This window comes from Bradyrhizobium sp., assembly GCF_035484855.1.
In the GTDB taxonomy this organism is placed as follows: Bacteria; Pseudomonadota; Alphaproteobacteria; order Rhizobiales; family Xanthobacteraceae; genus Bradyrhizobium.
Genome location: NZ_DATHOP010000154.1, coordinates 59,112 through 79,512, shown reverse-complemented (window position 1 = coordinate 79,512; position 20,401 = coordinate 59,112). Strand labels below are relative to the sequence as shown.

The following is a 20,401-nucleotide window of genomic DNA, read 5'->3' as shown; positions in this document are numbered from 1 at the left end:
ATTTTTCCTAAACCGGCTTCGGGGCTGGCGGGATGCGCGCGATCACGCCCTTGCGGAAGATCGTCGGACGTTCCCGCCATGGCACCAGTCCGTCAGCGGTGACCGCATAACGCGCGGCGCCGGCGAGCAGCTCGTCGACCAGGGCCGGGCTGAGATCGCCATAAACGTAAGTCCAGCGCCCCGGTCCGCTGAGGGCGACGCTGCAACCGCGATTGCAGTTGGAGAGGCACTCGACCTCGACGATGCGAAAGCGGGGCGGGCCGCCCTCGCGGCGCTGCGCGTCGGCCAGCGCGTCATGCAGCCTGCGGCCGGCGCGCGGCGCGGTTTCGCGGTCTTCACCGCCAACATCCTGGCCACGACAGGTGACGCAGACATGCATGGTCACCGCGATGTCGGATGGAGCTTCGGATGCAACAATGGCCTCGTCGCGAGGCGGGTCGAGCGCAGATTGGTCCACTTTGAAGTCCGTCAACGGATAGAAGCCGCCGAAGGGCGGCGACTAGACAAGCGGCGAACGGACCTGCACTCCGTTCGACCAACCTCCTCACTCCGGGACGCCCCGTCCGGAATGGCGAATAGGGCAGGCGACGGCAGGTTTCCTGGCTCACGGGTCAACGCCGGCACCACCTTCCCGGGTCAACGACCCAGTGGCATCAGGTGCAGGCTTTCCGCTCACAGTTGCGGGGGCAGCTCCGGCTTCGCGCCAATCCGGGAACGTCCCGAAATTTGCCGCGCCCGGTATTCCCTCTTAGTCCGGTCCGAAGACTGGACACCATCGGCTATCCGATTCAATCAGCCGGAAAGCCGGTGGAGTCAACCCTTGCGGCTGATAGAGCGCGGGCAGGTTGCCGGGACGGCCTCCCTGTGGTCCTGTCGGCGCCAGCGTGGAACCACACTGCAGGACACCATGAGCCCGACCGACACCGACGAAGCCGAGCGCCATCGCGCCAAGATGGTCAAGCGCAAGCAGGTCCAGGACGCCGAAGAGGCGTCGAAGTCGATCGAAAAAGGCCTGCTGATGGTCAACACCGGCCCCGGCAAGGGCAAGTCGACGGCGGCCTTCGGCCTTGCGCTTCGGGCGCTCGGTCATGGCTGGCGGGTCGGCGTGGTGCAGTTCATCAAGGGCAGGGCGACCGGCGAGCAGGCCGCGCTCGAATCGTTCGGCGACCGCGTGGTCTGGCACACCGCCGGCGAGGGGTTTACGTGGGAGACCCAGGACAAGGCGCGCGACATCGCCGCCTGCCAGCGCGCCTGGGGCATCGCGCTGGGCCTGATGGACGATCCGGCCATCCGCCTCGTCGTGCTCGACGAACTCAACATCGCGCTTCGTTACGACTATCTGCCGCTCGATGAAGTGGTGGCGCGGCTGACCGCGCGGCGTGACGGGCTGCATGTGATCGTCACCGGCCGCAACGCCAAGCCGGCGCTGATCGAGGCGGCCGATCTCGTCACCGAGATGGGTGCGGTGAAGCATCATTTTGCAGCCGGCGTGAAGACCCAGGCCGGCATCGAGTTCTGATGACCGCGCGGAGGCTCATGTTCCAGGGCACCGGCTCCGACGTCGGCAAATCGCTGATCGTCGCGGGCTTGTGCCGCCTGCTGACCAGTCGCGGCCTCGCCGTGCGTCCCTTCAAGCCGCAGAACATGTCGAACAACGCGGCCGTCACCGAGGACGGCGGCGAGATCGGCCGCGCCCAGGCGTTGCAGGCGCGCGCCGCGCGGGTTGCGCCATCGGTCGACATGAATCCGGTGCTGCTGAAGCCGCAAAGCGATGTTGGTTCGCAGATCGTGGTGCAGGGACGCGTGTTCGGCAACGCCCGCGCGCGCGAATATCAGTCCCGCAAGGCGGAGCTGATGCCCTACGTGCTCAATAGTTTTGCAAGAATTCGCGCGCAATGCGACATCGTGCTGGTCGAGGGCGCGGGCTCGGCGTCGGAGGTCAATCTGCGCGCCAACGACATCGCCAATATGGGGTTTGCGCGCGCCGCCGACGCACCGGTGGTGCTGATCGGCGACATCGACCGCGGCGGGGTGATCGCAAGCCTGTGCGGCACCCAGGCGGTGATTGATCCCGAGGACGGCAAACTGATCGTGGGCTTTATTGTCAACAAGATGCGCGGCGATCCCACCTTGTTTGCAACGGGCATGACGTTCGTGGCCGAGCGCACTGGCTGGGCGCCGCTCGGGCTGGTGCCGCATTTTCGCGACGCGCATCGGCTGCCGGCCGAGGATGTTGTTGGGCTTGGAGCCGGGCCGGCGCCCGTGCCCGATACCGCCGGGCGTCGCGTCCGCATCGTCGTGCCGGTGCTGCCACACATCGCCAATTTCGACGATCTTGATCCGCTGCGGCTGGAGCTAGGCGTCGATCTGGTGCTGTTGCGCAATGGCGCGGCGCTTCCTGTTGACACCGATCTCATCATCCTGCCCGGCTCGAAGGCGACGATTGCCGATCTGGCGGCGCTGCGCGCCTGCGGCTGGGACGCGGACATCATCGCATACGCCCGCCGCGGCGGGCGCGTGCTGGGATTGTGCGGCGGTTATCAGATGCTCGGCCAAAGCATCGCTGATCCCCAAGGCATCGAGGGGCCGCCGGGGTCGGCCGATGGACTGGGCCTGCTCGAGGTTTCCACGGACCTCACCGGCGACAAGTCGCTGGTCGCGGTCAAGGGCCACACCGTCACCGACAATGTCGCGGTGACCGGTTATGAAATGCATATGGGTCGGACCACCGGCGCCGGCGCAGAGCGCCCGCTGCTGCGGCTCGATGACGGCCGACCTGATGGCGCGGTCTCGGTCGATGGCCGCATCGCCGGCGCGTATCTGCACGGGTTCTTCGCCGGCGATGCGCAGCGCGCGGCCTGGCTCGCCCGGCTCGGCGCGCCCAAAAGTTCGCTCGCCTATGAGGAACTGGTCGAGCAAACCCTCGATGCGCTGGCCGCCCATCTCGCTGAGCATCTCGATATCGACAAACTGCTCAGCCTCGCGCGCTGATTGCTTGCGTTCAGGCGATCAAGAAGCCGATCGCGGCGACGATCAATAGCGTCCCGGTGAAGGCTGTGCGGTAGATCACCAGCGCCCGATCGATATCCGTAGCCGTCGCCTCCGCTCGGCCGTCGCCCATCCAGTGGTCGTCGACCACGATGCCGTCATAGACGCGCGGGCCAGCCAGCCGCAGGCCGAGCGCGCCGGCCATTGCCGCTTCCGGCCAGCCGGCATTGGGCGAGCGATGCAGCCGCGCGTCGCGCCAATAGGCCCGCCATGCCGACGATGCCGAGGCGCCCGGCACCATTGCCGCGGCGGCGATGAACATCAGCCCGGTCAGCCGCGACGCCGGCAGGTTGACGAGGTCGTCGAGCCTTGCCGCCGCCCAGCCAAAGGCGCGGTGGCGCTCGGAGAGATGACCGATCATGCTGTCGGCCGTGTTGATCGCCTTGTAGGCGATCATGCCGGGCAAACCGCCGGCGAGATACCACAGCGCCGGCGCGGTCACGCCGTCGGAGGCGTTCTCCGCAAGGCTCTCGATCGCGGCGCGGCAGATCGCGGGCTCATCAAGCGTATCAGGATCGCGGCCGACGATTTTGGCGACGCTGCGCCGTCCGCCGTCCAAACCGTCCGTTCGGAGGGCGGTTGCGACCGCGCGGACATGCCGGTCGAGATTACCGAAGGCGATCAGCGCGGCTGCGGCCAGAATGGGAATCGCTGATCCGAGATACGGAATAGCGCGCGCGACCTTTTCGAGCGCAACGCCGGTCGCGACGCTGCCGGCGAGCAGCAGCAGCACGGTCGCCACGCCGCCGACGCGGCGCAGGGCAGGGGAATACACCGGCTTGTTGAGCCCGGAATCGAGTGCGGCGATCAGCGCGCCGATCCACGACACCGGATGACCGATTGCGCGAAATGCCGCCTCGGGATAGGCCAGCACGGCTTCGATGCCGAAGGCGAGGATCAGGATCAGGACGCGGCCGGACGGATCGAACATGGATGGCAGCATGCACTCGCAGGACGAGATCGGGAAGATGGCAGCGGGCTTGCGCATTCACGGCGGCCGAATCGATACCGCGGCGCAGCTCTATCCGAAAACGCCCCAGCCGTGGATCGACCTGTCGACCGGGATCAATCCCGTCGCCTGGCCGGTGCCGCCAATCCCGCTCGCGCGCTATCAGCGCTTGCCTTTGGCGAGCGAAATAGCTGCCATGACTGACGCGGCCGCGGCTGCCTACTCATGTCCATCGAATGCCGCGATCGTGCCGGTGTCCGGAACCGAGCTTGCGATCCGCCTGATGCCGCGCATGGCCGGCCATCGCCGTGTCGGTATTCTCGCCCCGACCTACGGTTCGCACGCGGCGACCTGGCACGATGCGGGCGCCGAGGTGCATGAGCTTGCCGCGCTGCCGGACCCTGAAATCAGCGACCTTCAGACGCTGGTCGTGGTCAATCCCAACAATCCGGATGGCCGCGCGATTGCGCGCACCGATCTGGCTTCTTTCGCACGAGCCTGGACGGCGAGCGGACGGCGGTTGATTGTCGATGAAGCCTTTGCGGACGTGCGGCCCGATCTGTCGTTGCTGGCGCTGCCGGAACTGCCTGTTGGCGTCGTGGTGCTGCGCTCGCTCGGCAAGTTTTTCGGTCTCGCCGGCCTGCGCGTCGGCTTCGTGATCGCCTGCGAGCCCGAGGCGTCGGCCTGGCGCCGTTTGCTCGGCGACTGGCCGGTGTCGGGTCCTGCCTGCGAGATCGCAACCTTGGCGCTGCAGGATGCGGCATGGATCGCCGCGACGCGGACGCGCCTAGCGGCCGATCGAAGGCGGCTCGACCGCATCCTCATGGATGCGGGATGCCGGCTGCTCGGCGGCACCGATCTGTTCGCTATGTTCGAGAGCGCCAACGGCATTGATCTGCTCGACCATTTCGCCCGTGCCGGGATTTTGATCCGGGGCTTTGCCGCGGCACCGCGGCACTACCGTTTCGGACTGCCGGCGGATGCGGCCGCCTGGCTGCGGTTTGAGGCAGCCTGCCGCGCGGCCTCCTCGCCGGCGATGCGCCCGAACACGGCCGAGAGCGTGACGCCGAGGCCCGCGAGATAGCCCTCTCCAAGCACATTCGCCGCCATGATCATGCCGGCTGCGAATACGCTTGGCGCGGGCCTGCCGTCGTTGCCGACCACGCGCAGATGTTCGTCGACCGCGACGCCGAAATGCGTGAATGTGATGCCCGGCCGCAAGGGATAGGCGGCGAACGGCGGCTCGCTGAGCGGGACCGCGCCGCGCGATTTCGGCGGGGTCAGCCCGGTGGTACGACGCTCGTTCGGTGGCAGATCCCCGACAGCACCAGCGGCGGCATTGAAATCCCCAATCGTCGTTTCCAGCGCCATCGGATCGAGCCCGAGCATGGTTGCAAGCGCGGCGACGGTGTCGGCCCGGATCGGCGGCAATGCTGTCGGCAGAGCACGGCCAAACCCTTTCGCATCCAGGATCAGGTAAGCGATTTGTCCCGGACAGCCGGCGATGCGCGCGCCCCACCTGGCAAAATGCGTCTTGCGGGCGTCCTCGCCCTCGTCGTGAAATCGCCGACTATGTCGGTCGACGACGATGCCGTAGGGGATCGCGGTGATGCGGGTGACGATGCCGCCGTCGAATTTCGGCCCCCTGGCGTCGACCGCCACCATGTGACAGCGCGCGGGGTCGCCGACCGGTTTTGCGCCGGCATCGAGCAACAGGCGCAAGACCGAACCCGTGTCATAGGGCGTTCCGCGAACCATAAAACCGTCGGCGGCGGCGCCAAAACTTTCGCGCAGCCAGTCGAGATTGGCTTGGTGACCGCCGGAGCACAGCACGATCGTCTTTGCCACGACGCGTTCGATGCCGCCACCATGCGCGATCGCGGCTTCGCAATTGCGATCAGCGCCGTACGCAAGTTTTGTCAGTTCGCTGTCATAGCCCATCGTCACGCCGAGTTTCGCCGCGGTGGCATAGAGCGCGTTGATCATGGCCTTGCCGCCGCCGAGGAAGAAGGCCGTGCGCCGCGAGTAGCTCATCAGGCCGCTGGTCGGATCCTGCAGGCGTACGCCGTTGTCGCCGAGCCATTGTGCTATCGTGGCGGAGCCGCGGATCAGCATGCGCGCCAGCCGCTCGTCGGTTGCGCTCTTTGTGACGCGCTGCAGATCCCTGAAGAAGGCGTCCTCGCCATAGCTGTCGGGCACGTACCATTCGGGACGATCGTGCATCAGGCGGAAATTCCGCGCGTGACGGCTATTGCCGCCGCGCAGCGCGGCCGGCGCCGATTCGATCATCCGAACCGAGGCGCCGTTGCGCCGCGCGGCGATTGCGGCGCACAGCGCGGCGCTGCCGCCGCCGACCACCAGCACGTCGAGCGTCGGCGAGGTGATCGCTTCGCTCATGATCGCATTCGGCAATTCAGGTTCCGCAACCCACGTCCCCTCTTCACTGCAACCAAATCGCCGGACTCAATAGGAAGGGGGCAAGCGCATTGTCAACCGTGCGAGCCGGCTGGGCATGCCCGACGATTGGCCATCCGTCTGCGCTTGCGTGGGAGCGTGCATCGCCATAGCGTCGTCCGCAATCTGCAGGACCGACGCCACGGCGTCGGCGCGTGCTGTTTCGTCCTTCTTTGTTGAGCCAAGCCAAATGCAAGCCAAAGCATCAGCCGGATTGACTGCCAGCCGGATCGAACCGCTCGATCGATCGCTCGAAGTGCAATTCCGCGCCCGCATCGACGGCAAGGCCAAGCCGCTCGGTTCGCTCGGCCGACTGGAAGGTCTTGCGGTCGAGCTCGGCCTGATTTGGCACCCGCTGCCGCCGCGCACGGAGCGTGCGGCCGTCTTTGTCTTCGCCGCCGACCACGGGCTTACCGCGGAGGGTGTTTCGCTCTATCCATCGAGCGTCACCCGCGCGATGGTCGCGACTTATCTGGCCGGACGCGCCGGCGTCAACGCGCTTGCGAGAGCCTCTGGGGTGGATGTGTGGGTGGTCGATGCCGGCGTCGATGCGGAGATCGCCGCGCATCCCGAATTGATCGACGCCAAGATACGACGCGGCAGTCGCAACGCCATGCGCGAATCCGCGCTCACCGCCGAGGAGGTCGGCGATTGCCTGACGCGAGGCGCCGAGATCGTTGATACCGCGATCGATGCCGGCACCGACATCGTGGCGATCGGCGAAATGGGCATCGGCAATACGACGTCGGCGGCCCTGCTGATGCACCGGCTGGCACCGGCGCCGCTCGCCGATTGCATCGGCGCCGGCGCCGGCCTCGATGCCGCAGGCGTCGCGCGCAAGCTCGCGGTGGCGGAAAAAGCGGCCGCGCGCAGCGCTGCGACGTCGCCGCTGGAGGTGCTGGCGGAATTCGGCGGCTACGAAATTGCGATGATGGCGGGCGCGGTGCTCGGCAGTGCGCGGCGCCGCCGTCCTGTGATCATCGACGGTTTTATCGCAACCGCGGCGGCGCTGGTCGCGGTACGGCTGGAACCCGCGGCGCGCGGCTATTGCGTGTTTTCGCATCGTTCCGCCGAGCGCGGTCACACCTTGCTGCTCAAGGCTCTCGACGCAAAACCCTATCTCGACCTCGGGCTGCGGCTCGGCGAGGGCACCGGCGCCGTGATGGCGGTGCCGCTGTTGCGGGCGGCGGCTGGGATCCTGACCGAGATGGCCGACCTTTCGGACGTGCTGGCCGGAACGTTGCAGCCAGCGGATCGCGGGCATGGCTGAGCTGATTTTCCTTACCGGACCGACCCGCAGCGGCAAGAGCCGCCGCGCGGTCGAGATCGCACGCGCCTGGGGCGACCACGTGGTGTTCGTCGCGACCTATCGGCCTGACGCCGATGATGCCGAAATGGTGGAGCGGCTGCGGCGCCATCGCGCCGAGCGCCCTTTGGTGTGGCGGACGCTGGAAGCTCCGACCGATATCGTGCAGGGGCTCGCCGATTTGCGGCCGGCACCGTCAGGCGCGGTCATCGACAGTCTCGTGCTGTGGCTGTCTGATCGCCTCGATCAGGACGATGCTGACCTGATGGCCGCGTGGGAGCGCCAGCTGGACGGGTTTTGCGTGGCGGCGTATCCGGTCGTCGTCGTCGGCGACGAGATTGGCTGGGGCGAAGTACCGATGGGCCGAAAATTGCGCCGGTTTCGCGATCTGCTCGGTCTGCTCGGCCAGCGCACGGCGGCGCGGGCCTCGGAAGCCTGGCTGATGGTTGCGGGCTGCGGGGTTCGGCTGAAATGATCGGCACGATATGATGGAGCGCGAAACTCAATTGGCGATGGTCGCGTACTTCAAGGGCTGGCTCGACGATCTTCGCCTCGCGGCCGGCCTGTTGACGCGCCTGCCGGTGCCCCAACCGGATGACGCGCTGCCGCAAGGCTTGGCGCGCGCGCAACGCGCGTTCCCACTGGTCGGCGCGCTGATCGGCCTCTGCATAGGACTCATCGATCGCGCTTTGCTCGGGATCGGCATTCCATCACTCGCCGCGGCGGCGTTGGCGCTTGGCGCCAGCGCGGCCTTGACTGGCGCGATGCACGAGGATGGCCTCGCCGATGTCGGCGACGGATTTGGCGGAGGCCGTGATCGGGCTGCGAAGCTTGCGATCATGCGCGACAGCCGGCTCGGCACCTATGGTGCGCTGGTCTTGCTGGTCAGCTTCGCCGCAAGATTGTCGGCGCTGGCGAGTTTGCCCCTGGCCGCGATCGTACCTACCCTCGTGGTGGCGCACGCGCTCGCGCGTGCGGCCATTCCCGTGCTCGCAGCCAACATGCCGCTCGCCCGCGACGACGGCCTCGGCGCATCGGCGGGACAGCCGGAGACGGCAAGCGTCGTCGCGGCGGTCATCGTCGCCGCCGCGATCGCATTGCTGTGTCTGCCGGCGAAGGCGGCATTGCTGGCGATCGCGGTCACGGCTGCGGGTGCAGCGGCCATCGCCCTGCTGGCGTGGCGGCAGATCGGCGGCGTGACCGGCGACGTGTTCGGCGCGGCCGAGCAGATCGGGGAAACCGCTGTACTCGTCATGCTCGCCGCCCGGCTGTCGTGAGGACATCGCCATGAGCGAGGTCAATCGTCTGTGGCTGATCCGGCATGCGCCGGTCGCCGGCTCCCAAGGCGTGATCCACTGTAACGATGCGCCCGCCGACACCGGCGATGCCGCTGCATTCGCCGCCTTGCGGGCGAAATTGCCGGCTGAGGCAGCGCACTTCGCCAGCCCCTGCCGGCGGACCCTTGAGACGGCGGCGGCGCTGGGACTGCGGCCAAAACCCGAGCCAAACTTCAGCGAGCAGGATTTTGGCGAGTGGACCGGACGCCGTCATGACGATCTCGCGCGCGAACTTGGCGCGACCTATCATGAGTTCTGGCGCGCCCCGGCGAACGGCAGGCCGCCCGGCGGCGAAAGTTTTGCAGACCAGGTCGTCCGCGTCCGCGATGGGTTTTCGATGCTGCCTCCGGGCGACGTCGTGCTGGTCGTGCATTCCGGAACCGTGCGGGCCGCCCTTGCGATTGCGCTGGAAATGGCGCCGGAACAGGCGCTGCGTTGCGTCATCGATCCGCTATCGTTGACCCGGATCGACCGGCTGGCGGGCGGCTGGCGCGTGATCTGCGTCAACACTTGAACGCCGCGTGGATGCAACAGAGTCCGGAGGGACGGATGCGAAAGATATTCGTGATCGGCATCGGCGTCGGCGATCCCGATCAGATGACGATCCAGGCGATCAAGGCGCTGAACCAGGTCGACGTCTTCTTCATTCCCGACAAGGGGAGCGAGAAGGCTGCGTTGCGCGATTTGCGCACCGGGATATGCCGGCGCTTCATCGAAAATACCTGTTACCGGATGATCGACGTCGATATCCCGCAGCGCGCAGCCGGAGGCGACTATCTCGCCGGCGTCGACGAATGGCACGGCCGCCTCGCCGCCATCTATAGCCGGCTGTTCGAGCAGGAGCTTGCGGACGACGAAATCGGCGGCATTCTGGTGTGGGGCGATCCTGCGATCTACGACAGCACGCTGCGGATCATCGAACGGGTACGCGCCAAAGGGCTCGCGCTGGAGATCGAGGTCATCCCCGGGATCAGCAGCATACAGGTGCTGGCGGCAAGGCACCGCATCGCCCTCAACGAGATCGGCGAAAGCGTGCTGTTGACCACCGGGCGCAAGCTCGCCGATGGTTTTCCCAGCGGAGCAGGCAGCGTGGTGGTATTGCTCGACGGCGCGCAGGCCTTTGCAGGCCTGAGCGAACCGGATCTGGAGATTTTCTGGGGCGCCTATCTCGGCACCGAAGACGAAATCCTGCTGTCGGGCAAGCTCGCCGATGTCGGCGAAGAGATCAAAACCGTGCGCCGGGACGCGCGCGAAAAGCACGGCTGGATCATGGACACCTATTTGCTGCGCAAGGCCGGGCCATCATGAACCCGCGGGGCCTACGAAAGTGAAGACGATGGAACCCAACACCATTCAGACCGATTCCGGGTTTTCCGCCGGCGAGCGTGACGCGGTCTACAAATGCATCTTCAACCGCCGCGACGTGCGCGGACAATTTCTGCCGGACCCGGTTCCCGATGCCGTGCTGGCGCGCATTCTCAATGCCGCTCACCACGCACCCTCGGTCGGCTTCATGCAGCCCTGGGATTTCATCGTCGTGAGAGACGCCGCGGTGAAGCAGAGGGTGCGGGATGCCTTTGAGACGGCGAACCTGGAAGCCGCCGGCATGTTCGAGGACGAGAAACAGAAAACCTATCGCCGGCTCAAGCTGGAAGGCATCGTCGAGGCGCCGGTCGGGATCTGCATCACCTGCGACCGCAGCCGCACCGGACCGGTCGTGCTCGGGCGGACCCATCAGGCCGAGATGGATCTCTACAGCGCGGTCTGCGCGGTGCAAAACCTCTGGCTCGCCGCGCGGGTGGAAAATATCGGCGTCGGCTGGGTCAGCATCATCAGGCCGGATGATTTGCGCAGCGCGCTGGGCATCCCGCCGTCGATCCAGATCATCGCCTATCTCTGTGTCGGCTATGTCGCGCATTTTTATCAGAAGCCGGAGCTGGAAACCGCGGGCTGGCTGCCGCGGATGCCATTGTCCGAGGTGGTGTGGATCGATCGCTGGCAGGCACGCGATACGTCAGACCCGCTTCTCGGCTACCTCTGACACGGGCAGGGCGCCCGTGCTATTGCTGCGCCGCCGCGCTGCCGGTTTTCGCCGCTGGCTTCTTCGCCGCAGGCGCCTTTGCCACGGTCTTCGGTGCGTCCGCGCCGCGCGCATTGCCCCAGGGATCGGCTGGTTTAGCGTCCGGTATCTTCTTGAGTGATTCCTTGTAGGCCTTGTCGGCGGCCTGTTCCTTCTCGATCTGATCGGGCGTCTTTCGCGAGCCCATCATTTCTTCCAGGGTTGTAGGCACCTTGCTTTGGCCATAGGCCGGGCCTGCCAGTATCGCGATGACAGCCGCGGCGCAGATAATCCTCATGCGAATGGTCCCTCGATGCCGTCCGGGTGGGGAAAGTTATACTGGCTTTACCGCCGGCAGGCAAAGATCGCGGAAGACGCCCGCCGTTGCCAGGAGGCATCGCGGGCGAATATCGCGCTCGCTGCCGCTTAGGGCGAGGGTCGGCCCTGCATTGCCGCCGCCACCACGTTCCCCGTGTTCTTGAAGACCTGCTCGATCCCTTTCGAAGAGTTCATCTGCGCAAGAACAGCGGCCATCAGCTGACTATGTGGTTCGTCCGAGTTATCGACGACTTGGCCAGGCGCCGCCGAACTGAGGACGAGCATGTTCTCACTCGCTTGAATGGGTGCAAGTCCGTGCGAGTAAGCCCTGAACCGTCGCTCATAGGGATTGCGGCGTGAGGCTTCAATGACGACGAGCCGGACGCGTGCTCCGGCGGTCCTGAGTCTCGAGAGGAGGCGGTCAATGTTCACGCCCTCTCGACGGACATCATCTTCATTCCAGATTTTCGCATCGACCGGGATCAGATAATTTTGACCGTCAGACTGAACGCCATAACCGCCGAAATAGACCAGCACAGTCGAGTTCGAATGTACTCTTGCCATCAGTCGATCGATTGCGCGCGTCATGTCGGAGCGCGTCGCATTGTCAACGGCCTCCACCAGGAAACCCTGCTTGCGAACAGCATTTGCCAAACCCTCCGCATCGCGGGTCATTTGGGGAATTGGAAAGTCGGCATCGGGATAGTTTGAATTGCCAATCACGAGAGCCAGCCGATCGGTATCGATAGGCGCGGGTTCACCGGACCAGACGGGCGCGCGCAGGGGCCGGTGATGAAGCTTCTGCAGCCGCATTGCGTTGCCAAGGCCGGTTGAGAGCAACAGGACTGCGACCGCGACCAGTAGTAGTGTCCTCCGGACCGTCATTCTCATTGTGGCCTCCGTTCACCGACGAACCCCTCCTCTTGAGAAGATGGCTCGGCGCTGCTCAGCCGAAAATAGAAACAATGTAAATTCATCGTTTCTATTTTTGTCGTCCTGGCCTTTGGCCGGGAGCACGGATATCAAGGCTTTGCGTTCAGGTCTTCCCGGCCGCCTCCAGGATCAGTTTTGCGATCACCTCGGGCTGCGATATCAAGGACAGGTGGCTCGCCTTCACTTCGATGGTCTTGGCCCCCATGCGCTTGGCCATGAAGCGTTCGAGATCGGGATTGATGGTCCGGTCTTCGGTCGAAACGGCATAGAAGCTCGGCTTCGACCGCCATGCCGCATGCGTGGTCTTGCCCGTGAGCAGAGCCTTGTGGAACGGCTCCTGGACCGCATAGAGGACCTTCGCCTTCGCTTCCGGCAGGTCGCCTGCGAAATCGTGCAGGAAGGCGGCCTCGCTGAGACGTCCCTCGTCGCCATCGAACACAATGCCCGCGGACGCCGGTGGCGTCGGAAATGTCTTGGCCAATGCCGCGTAATCCTCGTCCGCATCCGGTGCCCGCGCCGCGACATAGACAAGAGCCGACACGTTCGGATGCATGCCGGCCTCTGTGACGATCATTCCAGAGAAGGAATGCCCGACCAGCACCGTCGGACCATCCTGCCGCGCGAGCACGCGCTCCGCCGAGGCTACCGCCTCAGGCAGCGTCGTCAGGGGGTTTTGCACGGCCGTGACATTGAGCCCCGCGGCCTGCAACCGCGGTATCACCTCCGACCAGGATGACCCGTCGGCGAAAAGCCCGTGCACCAGAACGACGTTTCGGGCCGCCGGCACCGGCTGGGCAGCGACCTTGGTGCCCTGGATAAGAGAGCCTGCCGCCCCCGCAGCCATCATGCTGACGAATGTGCGTCGATTCATCGGGTGCCTCGTGCTTTCAGTTGGAGTTGGTCAGGTCTGAGTGGGCCACTTGGATATGAGAACGCCTGTAACATTGGTGAGCGGTCGCAACATCGTCATCGATCGCTCCGTGATGGCCGTTCGCCGGAGCCGTTCGGGCATCCATATATTCTCGGGACGCGGCACATTGTTACGGGTGTCACGGGGTCGTGATTTTCGTGGGACGAGCGCGGTGCGGGCGGCTGCTGATATTGTGAGTGACGCCAAAGACTCGGTTTCCGGGGGCGGTTCGGAGCGTGGTGGCAGCCCATCGTCCGGGCTCGCCAATCAACAGCCCCGGCAAATGGACCCCATCGCCTTGTCGACCTTCGCTTCTTCACGGTCGATGGCAGGACTGGTGCCAAGCAGCGGCCCTTTGATGGGGCCATTGCCGACGCCGGATGACGAAAGTGCCGTGCCCAACGAGTTGGTGCCTGGCGCCGCGGCGCTGCTGCCAAACGCGCCGCCGGTGATGGACATATGAGACGATCCCATGCCGCCGCCCCGGGCCAACACGGCGCCGGTCGAAAGACCAACGCAAAGCACGACGCATAGTGCGGAAAGCATTTTCATGCGAGACTCCCTCGGATAGGCGTGACGGCTACCTCAGCTGGGCTTGAAGCTGAGGTAGGTCCGCAAGCCGCCGACACCACTAAATTCAGTGTTAATCGGGAGGGCATCCGGCATGGTGCAATCGATGCAACAGCTGGTTGAAGGACGGATCGCGTTTCGCTAATACGCCAGTGAGCTAAAGTGCCGTCTTCGATTCAACGGGAGGCCAGAATGGCCGTCTTCATCGTCTTGAAAAGACCCGGTCCGCCCACGCGCGAGGTCCTGGTGAACCTCGACGAAATCCTGATGGTCCAACCGGGGCAGGGCACCGGCTCGGCCATTCTATTTGGCCGCGAACATCTCGTCAGTTTCGAAGAGGATTTTGCGACCGTGATTCGCCGAATTCAGACCGGTCCTTACATCAAGCCCGACCACGCATCGACGAAGTAGCTCCAGCGCGGGTCGGCGAATGTCCGTCGCGGCCGGCGCGCCATGCGAGCGCGCCACCACATCACGGCAGAATCAAGGGATCGTTTCCAACCCCGCGCGCGGCCTCTTCAACATCCCCGGCAGATCGAGCGTATCGACTTGTCGACCTGCGCTTCCTCGTGGTCGATGGCAGGATTGGTGCCAAGCAGCGGTCCCTTCATGGGGGCGCCTGTGCCGGATGACGAAAGCGCCGTGCCGAGCGAGTTGGTGCCGGGCGCGGCGGGGCTGGTACCGGAAGCGCCTCCGGTGACGGATGCGTGATGCGATCCCATGCCGCCGCCCCGGGCAAATGCCGCCGGGGCGCAAACGCCAACGCAAAGCACGATGCAAACAACGGAGAGCCTTTTCATGCCGAGCCTCCTGACGCCCCTCGATGCGAATGTAAGTCCGGGTTCGGCATGCGCCAGTGCCAAACACTCTTGCGCAAGAGTTCAGGTGTTTTCGCGCCATCCGTTTTCGAACGGATACCGTAACCGGTCAGATGTCGCAACAATCGCTCGGTGACGGCGCCAACGGCGAGGCCGGCGGCGACGTCGCTTGCCCAATGCGCCAGCAGCACGATGCGGGTCAGCACCAATGCCGCGCCGACGCCCCATACCAGGCTCCGCTGTTTCGCCGGAAGCACGCTGGCGGCCGACGCCAATGCCCCGATGTGCACGGCATGCCCGGAGGGGAATGAATCGAGCCGTTTTCCCGAAAACGGGATGCCCCGCCAATGGCCGCGCACGGTGGTTCGGTCCGGCCGCTCCTGATCGAACATCATTTTCAACAGATGGGGCAACGCGGATGCAACAATCGTCGTCAGCAGGATATGGTCGCTTGCGAGGCGCCGGCCGGGGTCCTTGTTTCGGCAATAGATCCACCATGCGCCGGCCAAGGCGCCCAGCAAATGTTCGTCCGCGCCCCAGGTGAGCACTTCCGCAGCCCGCTCGGGTTGGCGCCCGGTATGCGCTGCGATGGCATCGGCGATCGCTACGTCGGCGGAGGCTGGGCGAACCTTGATCGGCGCCATTTCAAAACATCTCCGTCTCCTCGAAGTCGTTACCTTCCCGCCAGCAAGCCCAAGACAATCACCAGCAGAACTGCGCCCGCGAGTCCGGCGATGAAGACGGCGCGGCGGCCGGGCGTATTCAAGATGATCTCACCGCCTCGGGCCTTTTCGGCGGGATAAGGGACATCGGGCGACAGCGCGCGCTCGGTAGGGGTTTCTCTGGCCATGGGACACCTCTCCAATTGCAATCAAAGCGCAACGGCGGGCGATCGTTCCATCAATAGAGAACCGGCTGTGGAACCCGACCGCCCGCTCGGCATTTTCCAAATGCATGAATTGCCGGCGTGGCCGTCACAGGGACAAGTCGAATGAAATCCAAAGTCGTCGTCGAGGGCCAGGAGCGGACCTTCGTGCTGATCCTCGAGCCTGGGGAGGAAGCCTTCCGGAGCATCACCAAATTTGCGGACCGGGAAAGCATAACCGGCGCCTCGGTCACGGCGATCGGCGCGTTCGAACGCGCCAAGGTCGGCTGGTTCGACCTCGAAGCAAAACGCTACAAGCCGATTCCGGTCAGCGAGCAATGCGAGGTTCTGAGCCTGATCGGCGATCTTGCGCAAGGCGACGATGGCAAGGCCAGCCTGCACCTTCACGCCGTGCTCGGCCTCAGCGACGGCTCGGTACGAGGCGGGCACCTGCTGGAGGGGACCGTGCGTCCGACGCTTGAAGTCACCATTGTGGAGACCGCGGCACATTTGCGCCGCAGGAAACGGCCCGAACTCGGTCTCGCGCTGATCGATCCATAGCTCCGAGCAGGAGAGACAGGCTGCTTTCCCCGACTTGGCGGCCCGTAGGGCAGGTCGCGCTTCCGGGGCAGGCAAAATATCCGCCGGAGTCCAGGATAGGCGCCGCCCGGCGCGGGACCCTAAACCACGGACCTAAACCTAGGTATGCTCTTCGCAACCGAACGTAACGTGCGGATCAACCTCCGTGCAATAGCGCGCCGTTTTTCCTTGATTATGCTCAGGGTGTACCGGCCCGATGTGTCGGGCGGCGAGACAATCCGAGGAGTCCACCAATGAGAATCGCAGATGCGACCGTGTTCTCGGGCTTTGCCCGCAAAACGGCGGAGCAGGCCTCAGATTTCGCCGGCGTCGTTCGCAACCTGATCCTGGACGTACGCGACAGCTACCGGCCCGGAGTTCACGACATGCGCGGCCCCGGCTCGGAATGGCGTGCCAGGCATCGGGCATGGTCATGGCTCGATTCCGAAGCCGGACTGTCGCCGGCGCATATAGGCCGTCGCGACACGGCCCAACCCATCCGATAACCGGCGGGCGGCGCATTGCGGCAGCCAGTAGGTTCTGGAACGGCAAACGATGTTGATGCATTCCAATCGATCCGGCTCAGCCCATGTCGTCGTGCTCGGCGGCGAGAAGGGCGGATCGGGAAAATCCACCGCCGCCATGCATATCGCCGTTGCCTTGATGAAATCCGGCCAGCGCGTCGCCACCATCGACCTGGATTGCCGTCAGCAAACCTTCACCCGTTACATCAACAACCGGCGTGCCTGGGCGCGCCGCACCGGCCTCGATCTCGAGATCCCCGCGCACTCCCGCATCGCCTACGGGAAGACCATGCAGATCGCCGACAACGAGAATTCCGAGTCCCGGCAATTCATGGACGCCGTCGGCGCGGTCGAACGTAGCTTCGATTTCATCGTCATCGATACCCCGGGATCGGATAGCTATCTGATGCGGCTGGCGCACGCGATGGCCGATACGCTGGTGACGCCGATCAACGACTCTTTCCTCGATTTCGACGTGCTCGGCACCGTGGACGCCGCGACCTATTCCGTGACCGGCGCAAGCCATTATGCCGACATGGTGCGCGATACCAGGCGTCAGCGCCGCCGGTTCGACGGCGCCACCACCGACTGGATCGTGGTCCGCAACCGGCTTTCGACGATCGCCTCGCGCAACAAGCAGCTGGTCGCCGAGGGCCTCAATGCGCTGTCGTTCCGGCTCGGCTTCCGCCCGGTCGACGGTCTGGCCGAACGCGACGTCTACCGCGAGTTCTTTCCGCGCGGGCTGACCGCGCTCGACAATCTCGACGCCGCAGGGATCGGCACCCGTCCGAGCCCGGACCAGGTGACCGCGCGCAGGGAAGTGATGAGCCTGTTGCAGCAGCTGAAACTGCCGGTCGATGAACGCGGTCGCAGGCGCGCCGCCAACCGGGCCGAATGGTCCAGACAGGTCGACAAGCCGCTCGAAATCCACGACATCTTCGGCGAGCCGGCCGCGTTCCCTGCCAGTAGTCTACGGGTCGCCGCACACCATGACGCGCATTCCGCGGATTGATATGGCGCGGCGGGCTCCAACCGCCTACCGGCCGTCCGAGACGGTCGCCAGGAATCGGCTTATAGATCTCTTTGCTGCAGCCGCCGGGGGCTTTACCGCTCAGAACTACGCTGAGGGCGGTCCGCTGGTGACATCGGACCATCCGGCGGCTGTAGCACCCCGCGAACCGCCGGGGGCGCCGAGCGCGCGCGGACCGCGCCTTGGGCGCGAACCGTTGGGTTCCAATCCGCCTCATGGGCGCGCACGCCTTCGGCTCAGGGCTTTTCGTGCATTTCAGTGGAACGGAATCGCCTTTCCCGCGTCACGTCTATGGGAACAGGGTAACTGCAAGGGATGCGCGATGCGCGGCAGTCAAATCAAGCTCCAATCGGAGAGTCCCGCCATCGGCGGTATTTATCTCGGCGTGACCGTCTCTGGCGTGTCAGCCCTGGTAGCGATGGGGGTCGTCGTTCTCGCGCTTATGTGACAGAGCGCGGTCTCGTGAAAGCTGAGGCGAGCGCGGGTTTTCGCGCTCGCGTCTGATTGGCCCCGTCAATGGAACCAACCGGCAAGCGCCGGCATTGAAAAAGCGTGGGCGCAAGAAAAGAGCAGATGTCATGCACCTCGGATATGTCCGACCGTTTTCGTTTCAGATCGGGCGCCGTCCCGAAATGAAGGTTTCCGGTATCCGTCACGGCGTCACCGAGATCTCGCTGAGCGATGGTCGGTTGGTGCGCGCGACGTTGCACGTGAAGTCCGTCAGGACCGATCCGGAAAAGCCGGGTGCGATCGACGTGTCGTATAACGTTGTCACGGAAATCATGGACGCTCCGGAAACGCGCATTTCCGACGTTCACGAAACCATCCAGTAGTGATCCACATGCGCGCTTGAGCGCAGCGCCACGAAGCCTTGCTCTTTTATCAGCGGTAGCAGGCAACCTTGCCGCCTGCTCGCGAGACCCCGAGCACCCCCGATCAGCGGCAAAGAAACGGCCCCAGCCGGGGGACGCCGGGGCCGTTTCAGTCGGGGACTTATGCCGGGGGCGGCCCGGCATGATTTTGATGTAGGTTTGCGATCCGCCACTGCCATTAACATCTGCGTGAGCGCGGCCAGCAATCGAATGGGGCAGGAGTGCTCTCGCCACCTCCATCAAGGCCTGCCAGCGAAATGTCCGGCGATCCGCGGAAACGTTAGTGTTTCTTGCGATCGCGACGGGATGTATTCTTTTCCGGGGCGGCGAGCACGGCGTGCAATGATCGGCGCGGCGCCGGGCGATCCGGCAAGGGTCGCTTTCGGGAAAGCGCGGGGTGAGCTTCATGGAAAACGGCATTAGCGACGGAGTCATTCTCGCGGCACGCCTTTTTCTCGCGGCACTGTATTTGATTTTCGGCTGGAGAAAACTGACGGACTATTCCGGCACGGTTGCTCGCATGGTGCAGGACGGCGCTCACCTTCCGGTACCGGCTAGTGCGGTCGCGATCTTCATGGAGCTTCCGGTTGCGTTCGCGGTCGCCATCGGAGCGTTCACGCGTCCTGCAAGCGCGCTGATGGCTTTGTACACGCTGGGAACGGCGCTCATTGCGCATCACTATTGGACAATGACGGGTGCGAAAAAAGTCGACAGCCTGGAAAGCTTCTACAAGAACCTCAGTATCGTGGGAGGCTTTCTGCTGCTTTGCATCACGGGCGCGGGAAAATATTCGATCGATGCCCTGTTGGGATGGTGAGAGTTCTTCCCGCAATGGCGGCCCCTGGAGATGGAACCGCCCCCGCGATAACCCGACATCACTGCCGGGTCACGCTCACCGAAGTTGTGAGACGCTGACGAGGCGGGGGCGGCGGGTCCGATATAGCGAAACGGCTCGGGGTTGGCGAGGCGAGGTGAGAAAAATTCAAAGGAATTAGCGTGAGCGCACTCAACTGTCGTTGCGCCGCGCTCCGCGATTGTCGACTTTCCGAATTGAGCGCACCAGACCGTAATTCCGTCACCGCAATTGGCGAGTTGCCTCTGCTTCCGGGAATAGGCAGGCAGCGTTGTAAATTCGAAACAACAGTGAACTTTCTCGCCACGTTGATCGACAAAGTAATGGAAAGATGAAACGCGCGCAGGATGCGGGCGAAGGTCGGTTACCATGGGGTCATTTTCGATTTGGCATTGGGTCATAATGGCCATGGTCATCGCCATGGGCGCGAGCCCGATTTTGGGGATTATTCGAGGCGCCAGGAACGGCGCCGTCGTTCATGCAGTCCTGTCATATTTCGTACCTGCGTATGGACTGATCTACTTCTTCGCGGCAAGACAGCCCCGGAAATGAGGGGTGCGGCGACGCTAGAGTCAACTGTCGTGCTGCTGCGTTACTGGCAACGTAATACTATATGTAAACGCCGAGCAGCGGCAGAACTCTCTGCAGGATAGCCGCGATGCAGATCAGCACCACCAGCAGCTTGAGCAGCTGCGCCAGGCGACGATCAGCGGCAAACTTGTCGATCGCCCAAAAACAGATGGCGCCGATGACGACGATAATCAAAACACCAATCAAAGCCGAAAGCATCGCGCACCCCCTTTTCCGTGATAGCGCACTCCATCACACCAAAGCATAGCCCGGGGTTCCCTGCACGCGAAAGGTTTTCCCAAGCGGGGGCGGGGGCTTCGGTCCGCGCCCCTGGTAGCTGTCGATTAACCTTGCCGGCGCAAAGCCTGCGCTGACGTCATGAGGAACCGCGGACGAACATAATTGG

Annotated in this window: 24 protein-coding genes, 2 pseudogenes and 1 riboswitch; of the genes and pseudogenes, 15 read left to right on the top strand and 11 right to left on the bottom strand. The window is 64.5% G+C overall.

Features of this window, described 5'->3' with window-relative positions; translation table 11 throughout:
* Positions 1-7: 7 nt before the first annotated feature.
* Positions 8-391 (bottom strand): DUF1636 domain-containing protein, encoded by a 384-nt coding sequence (locus tag VK804_RS17260; protein WP_325372506.1) that lies wholly within the window; start codon positions 389-391, stop codon positions 8-10.
* A gap of 181 nt (positions 392-572) precedes the next feature.
* Positions 573-792: riboswitch (cobalamin riboswitch) on the bottom strand.
* Between the two features lie 115 nt (positions 793-907).
* On the opposite strand from VK804_RS17260, the gene cobO reads away from it, so the two are divergent.
* Together cobO and VK804_RS17250 are read left to right on the top strand one after the other, a co-directional pair.
* Positions 908-1,519: a cob(I)yrinic acid a,c-diamide adenosyltransferase gene (gene cobO, locus VK804_RS17255; protein WP_325372382.1), complete on the top strand. Its 612-nt coding sequence runs from the start codon at positions 908-910 to the stop codon at positions 1,517-1,519.
* A complete protein-coding gene (locus VK804_RS17250; protein ID WP_325372380.1) occupies positions 1,519-2,991 on the top strand; it encodes a cobyric acid synthase in 1,473 nt (490 codons plus the stop codon). The genes cobO and VK804_RS17250 overlap by 1 nt, the downstream gene beginning before the upstream one ends.
* A 10-nt stretch (positions 2,992-3,001) precedes the next feature.
* Here VK804_RS17250 and cbiB read toward each other — a convergent pair whose 3' ends face one another.
* The gene (gene cbiB / locus VK804_RS17245) at positions 3,002-3,979 is read right to left on the bottom strand and encodes an adenosylcobinamide-phosphate synthase CbiB (protein ID WP_325372378.1); all 978 of its coding nucleotides are present in this window, start codon (positions 3,977-3,979) and stop codon (positions 3,002-3,004) included.
* Between cbiB and cobD the strand changes: the two are divergent.
* Positions 3,930-4,955: pseudogene (gene cobD / locus VK804_RS17240) on the top strand (threonine-phosphate decarboxylase CobD); the annotation flags it as partial. The gene cbiB and the pseudogene cobD overlap by 50 nt on opposite strands.
* Here cobD and tcuA read toward each other — a convergent pair.
* A complete protein-coding gene (tcuA, locus tag VK804_RS17235) occupies positions 4,955-6,394 on the bottom strand; it encodes an FAD-dependent tricarballylate dehydrogenase TcuA (RefSeq protein ID WP_325372376.1) in 1,440 nt (479 codons plus the stop codon). The pseudogene cobD and the gene tcuA sit on opposite strands and share 1 nt — an antisense overlap.
* A gap of 247 nt (positions 6,395-6,641) precedes the next feature.
* On the opposite strand from tcuA, the gene cobT reads away from it, so the two are divergent.
* From cobT to bluB, 6 genes are read left to right on the top strand one after another with little or no spacing between them, the layout of a single operon-like run.
* Positions 6,642-7,721, top strand: a complete 1,080-nt coding sequence (gene cobT, locus VK804_RS17230) for a nicotinate-nucleotide--dimethylbenzimidazole phosphoribosyltransferase (RefSeq protein WP_325372374.1) — start codon at positions 6,642-6,644, stop codon at positions 7,719-7,721.
* Positions 7,714-8,232, top strand: coding sequence for a bifunctional adenosylcobinamide kinase/adenosylcobinamide-phosphate guanylyltransferase (locus tag VK804_RS17225; protein WP_325372372.1), 519 nt, complete (start codon positions 7,714-7,716; stop codon positions 8,230-8,232). The genes cobT and VK804_RS17225 overlap by 8 nt, the downstream gene beginning before the upstream one ends.
* Before the next feature lie 37 nt (positions 8,233-8,269).
* Positions 8,270-9,034 carry an adenosylcobinamide-GDP ribazoletransferase gene (cobS, locus tag VK804_RS17220; protein ID WP_325372504.1) on the top strand — a complete coding sequence of 255 codons (765 nt, stop codon included), beginning with the start codon at positions 8,270-8,272 and terminating at the stop codon, positions 9,032-9,034.
* 10 nt (positions 9,035-9,044) lie between these two features.
* A complete protein-coding gene (locus VK804_RS17215) occupies positions 9,045-9,608 on the top strand; it encodes a histidine phosphatase family protein (RefSeq protein WP_325372370.1) in 564 nt (187 codons plus the stop codon).
* Between the two features lie 35 nt (positions 9,609-9,643).
* Positions 9,644-10,402, top strand: a complete 759-nt coding sequence (cobF, locus tag VK804_RS17210; protein ID WP_325372368.1) for a precorrin-6A synthase (deacetylating) — start codon at positions 9,644-9,646, stop codon at positions 10,400-10,402.
* A 19-nt stretch (positions 10,403-10,421) separates the two neighbouring features.
* Positions 10,422-11,135 (top strand): 5,6-dimethylbenzimidazole synthase, encoded by a 714-nt coding sequence (bluB, locus tag VK804_RS17205; RefSeq protein ID WP_414642805.1) that lies wholly within the window; start codon positions 10,422-10,424, stop codon positions 11,133-11,135.
* 19 nt (positions 11,136-11,154) lie between these two features.
* Here bluB and VK804_RS17200 read toward each other — a convergent pair whose 3' ends face one another.
* From VK804_RS17200 to VK804_RS17185, 4 genes are all read right to left on the bottom strand, one after another.
* Positions 11,155-11,451, bottom strand: coding sequence for a hypothetical protein (locus VK804_RS17200; RefSeq protein WP_325372364.1), 297 nt, complete (start codon positions 11,449-11,451; stop codon positions 11,155-11,157).
* 128 nt (positions 11,452-11,579) lie between these two features.
* Positions 11,580-12,362 carry a caspase family protein gene (locus tag VK804_RS17195; protein WP_325372362.1) on the bottom strand — a complete coding sequence of 261 codons (783 nt, stop codon included), beginning with the start codon at positions 12,360-12,362 and terminating at the stop codon, positions 11,580-11,582.
* 145 nt (positions 12,363-12,507) lie between these two features.
* Entirely contained in the window at positions 12,508-13,275 is a 768-nt protein-coding gene (locus VK804_RS17190; protein WP_325372360.1) for an alpha/beta hydrolase, read from the bottom strand.
* 306 nt (positions 13,276-13,581) lie between these two features.
* Positions 13,582-13,866: a hypothetical protein gene (locus VK804_RS17185; RefSeq protein ID WP_325372358.1), complete on the bottom strand. Its 285-nt coding sequence runs from the start codon at positions 13,864-13,866 to the stop codon at positions 13,582-13,584.
* 210 nt (positions 13,867-14,076) lie between these two features.
* Here VK804_RS17185 and VK804_RS17180 point away from each other — a divergent pair, with 210 nt between their 5' ends.
* Positions 14,077-14,295: a hypothetical protein gene (locus VK804_RS17180; RefSeq protein WP_325372356.1), complete on the top strand. Its 219-nt coding sequence runs from the start codon at positions 14,077-14,079 to the stop codon at positions 14,293-14,295.
* A 107-nt stretch (positions 14,296-14,402) separates the two neighbouring features.
* Here VK804_RS17180 and VK804_RS17175 read toward each other — a convergent pair whose 3' ends face one another.
* From VK804_RS17175 to VK804_RS17165, 3 genes are read right to left on the bottom strand one after another with little or no spacing between them, the layout of a single operon-like run.
* On the bottom strand, positions 14,403-14,684 hold the full coding sequence (locus VK804_RS17175) for a hypothetical protein (protein WP_325372354.1): 282 nt from the start codon (positions 14,682-14,684) through the stop codon (positions 14,403-14,405).
* Positions 14,681-15,346: a phosphatase PAP2 family protein gene (locus VK804_RS17170; protein ID WP_325372352.1), complete on the bottom strand. Its 666-nt coding sequence runs from the start codon at positions 15,344-15,346 to the stop codon at positions 14,681-14,683. Before VK804_RS17170 ends, VK804_RS17175 begins: the two co-directional genes overlap by 4 nt.
* 29 nt (positions 15,347-15,375) lie before the next feature.
* Positions 15,376-15,552: a peptide ABC transporter permease gene (locus tag VK804_RS17165; RefSeq protein ID WP_325372350.1), complete on the bottom strand. Its 177-nt coding sequence runs from the start codon at positions 15,550-15,552 to the stop codon at positions 15,376-15,378.
* 141 nt (positions 15,553-15,693) lie between these two features.
* Between VK804_RS17165 and VK804_RS17160 the strand changes: the two genes are divergently transcribed.
* The 5 genes and pseudogenes from VK804_RS17160 to VK804_RS17140 all read left to right on the top strand — a co-directional run bounded on the left by VK804_RS17160 (position 15,694) and on the right by VK804_RS17140 (position 19,389).
* The gene (locus VK804_RS17160) at positions 15,694-16,128 is read left to right on the top strand and encodes a PPC domain-containing DNA-binding protein (protein ID WP_325372348.1); all 435 of its coding nucleotides are present in this window, start codon (positions 15,694-15,696) and stop codon (positions 16,126-16,128) included.
* A gap of 272 nt (positions 16,129-16,400) precedes the next feature.
* On the top strand, positions 16,401-16,652 hold the full coding sequence (locus VK804_RS17155) for a hypothetical protein (protein WP_325372346.1): 252 nt from the start codon (positions 16,401-16,403) through the stop codon (positions 16,650-16,652).
* Positions 16,653-16,701: 49 nt separating this feature from the next.
* Positions 16,702-17,613: pseudogene (locus VK804_RS17150) on the top strand (division plane positioning ATPase MipZ); the annotation flags it as partial.
* A gap of 629 nt (positions 17,614-18,242) precedes the next feature.
* Positions 18,243-18,533: a hypothetical protein gene (locus VK804_RS17145; RefSeq protein ID WP_325372344.1), complete on the top strand. Its 291-nt coding sequence runs from the start codon at positions 18,243-18,245 to the stop codon at positions 18,531-18,533.
* Positions 18,534-18,978: 445 nt separating this feature from the next.
* Entirely contained in the window at positions 18,979-19,389 is a 411-nt protein-coding gene (locus tag VK804_RS17140; RefSeq protein WP_325372342.1) for a DoxX family protein, read from the top strand.
* Between the two features lie 645 nt (positions 19,390-20,034).
* Here VK804_RS17140 and VK804_RS17135 read toward each other — a convergent pair.
* A complete protein-coding gene (locus VK804_RS17135) occupies positions 20,035-20,214 on the bottom strand; it encodes a hypothetical protein (RefSeq protein ID WP_325372340.1) in 180 nt (59 codons plus the stop codon).
* Positions 20,215-20,401 lie beyond the last annotated feature (187 nt).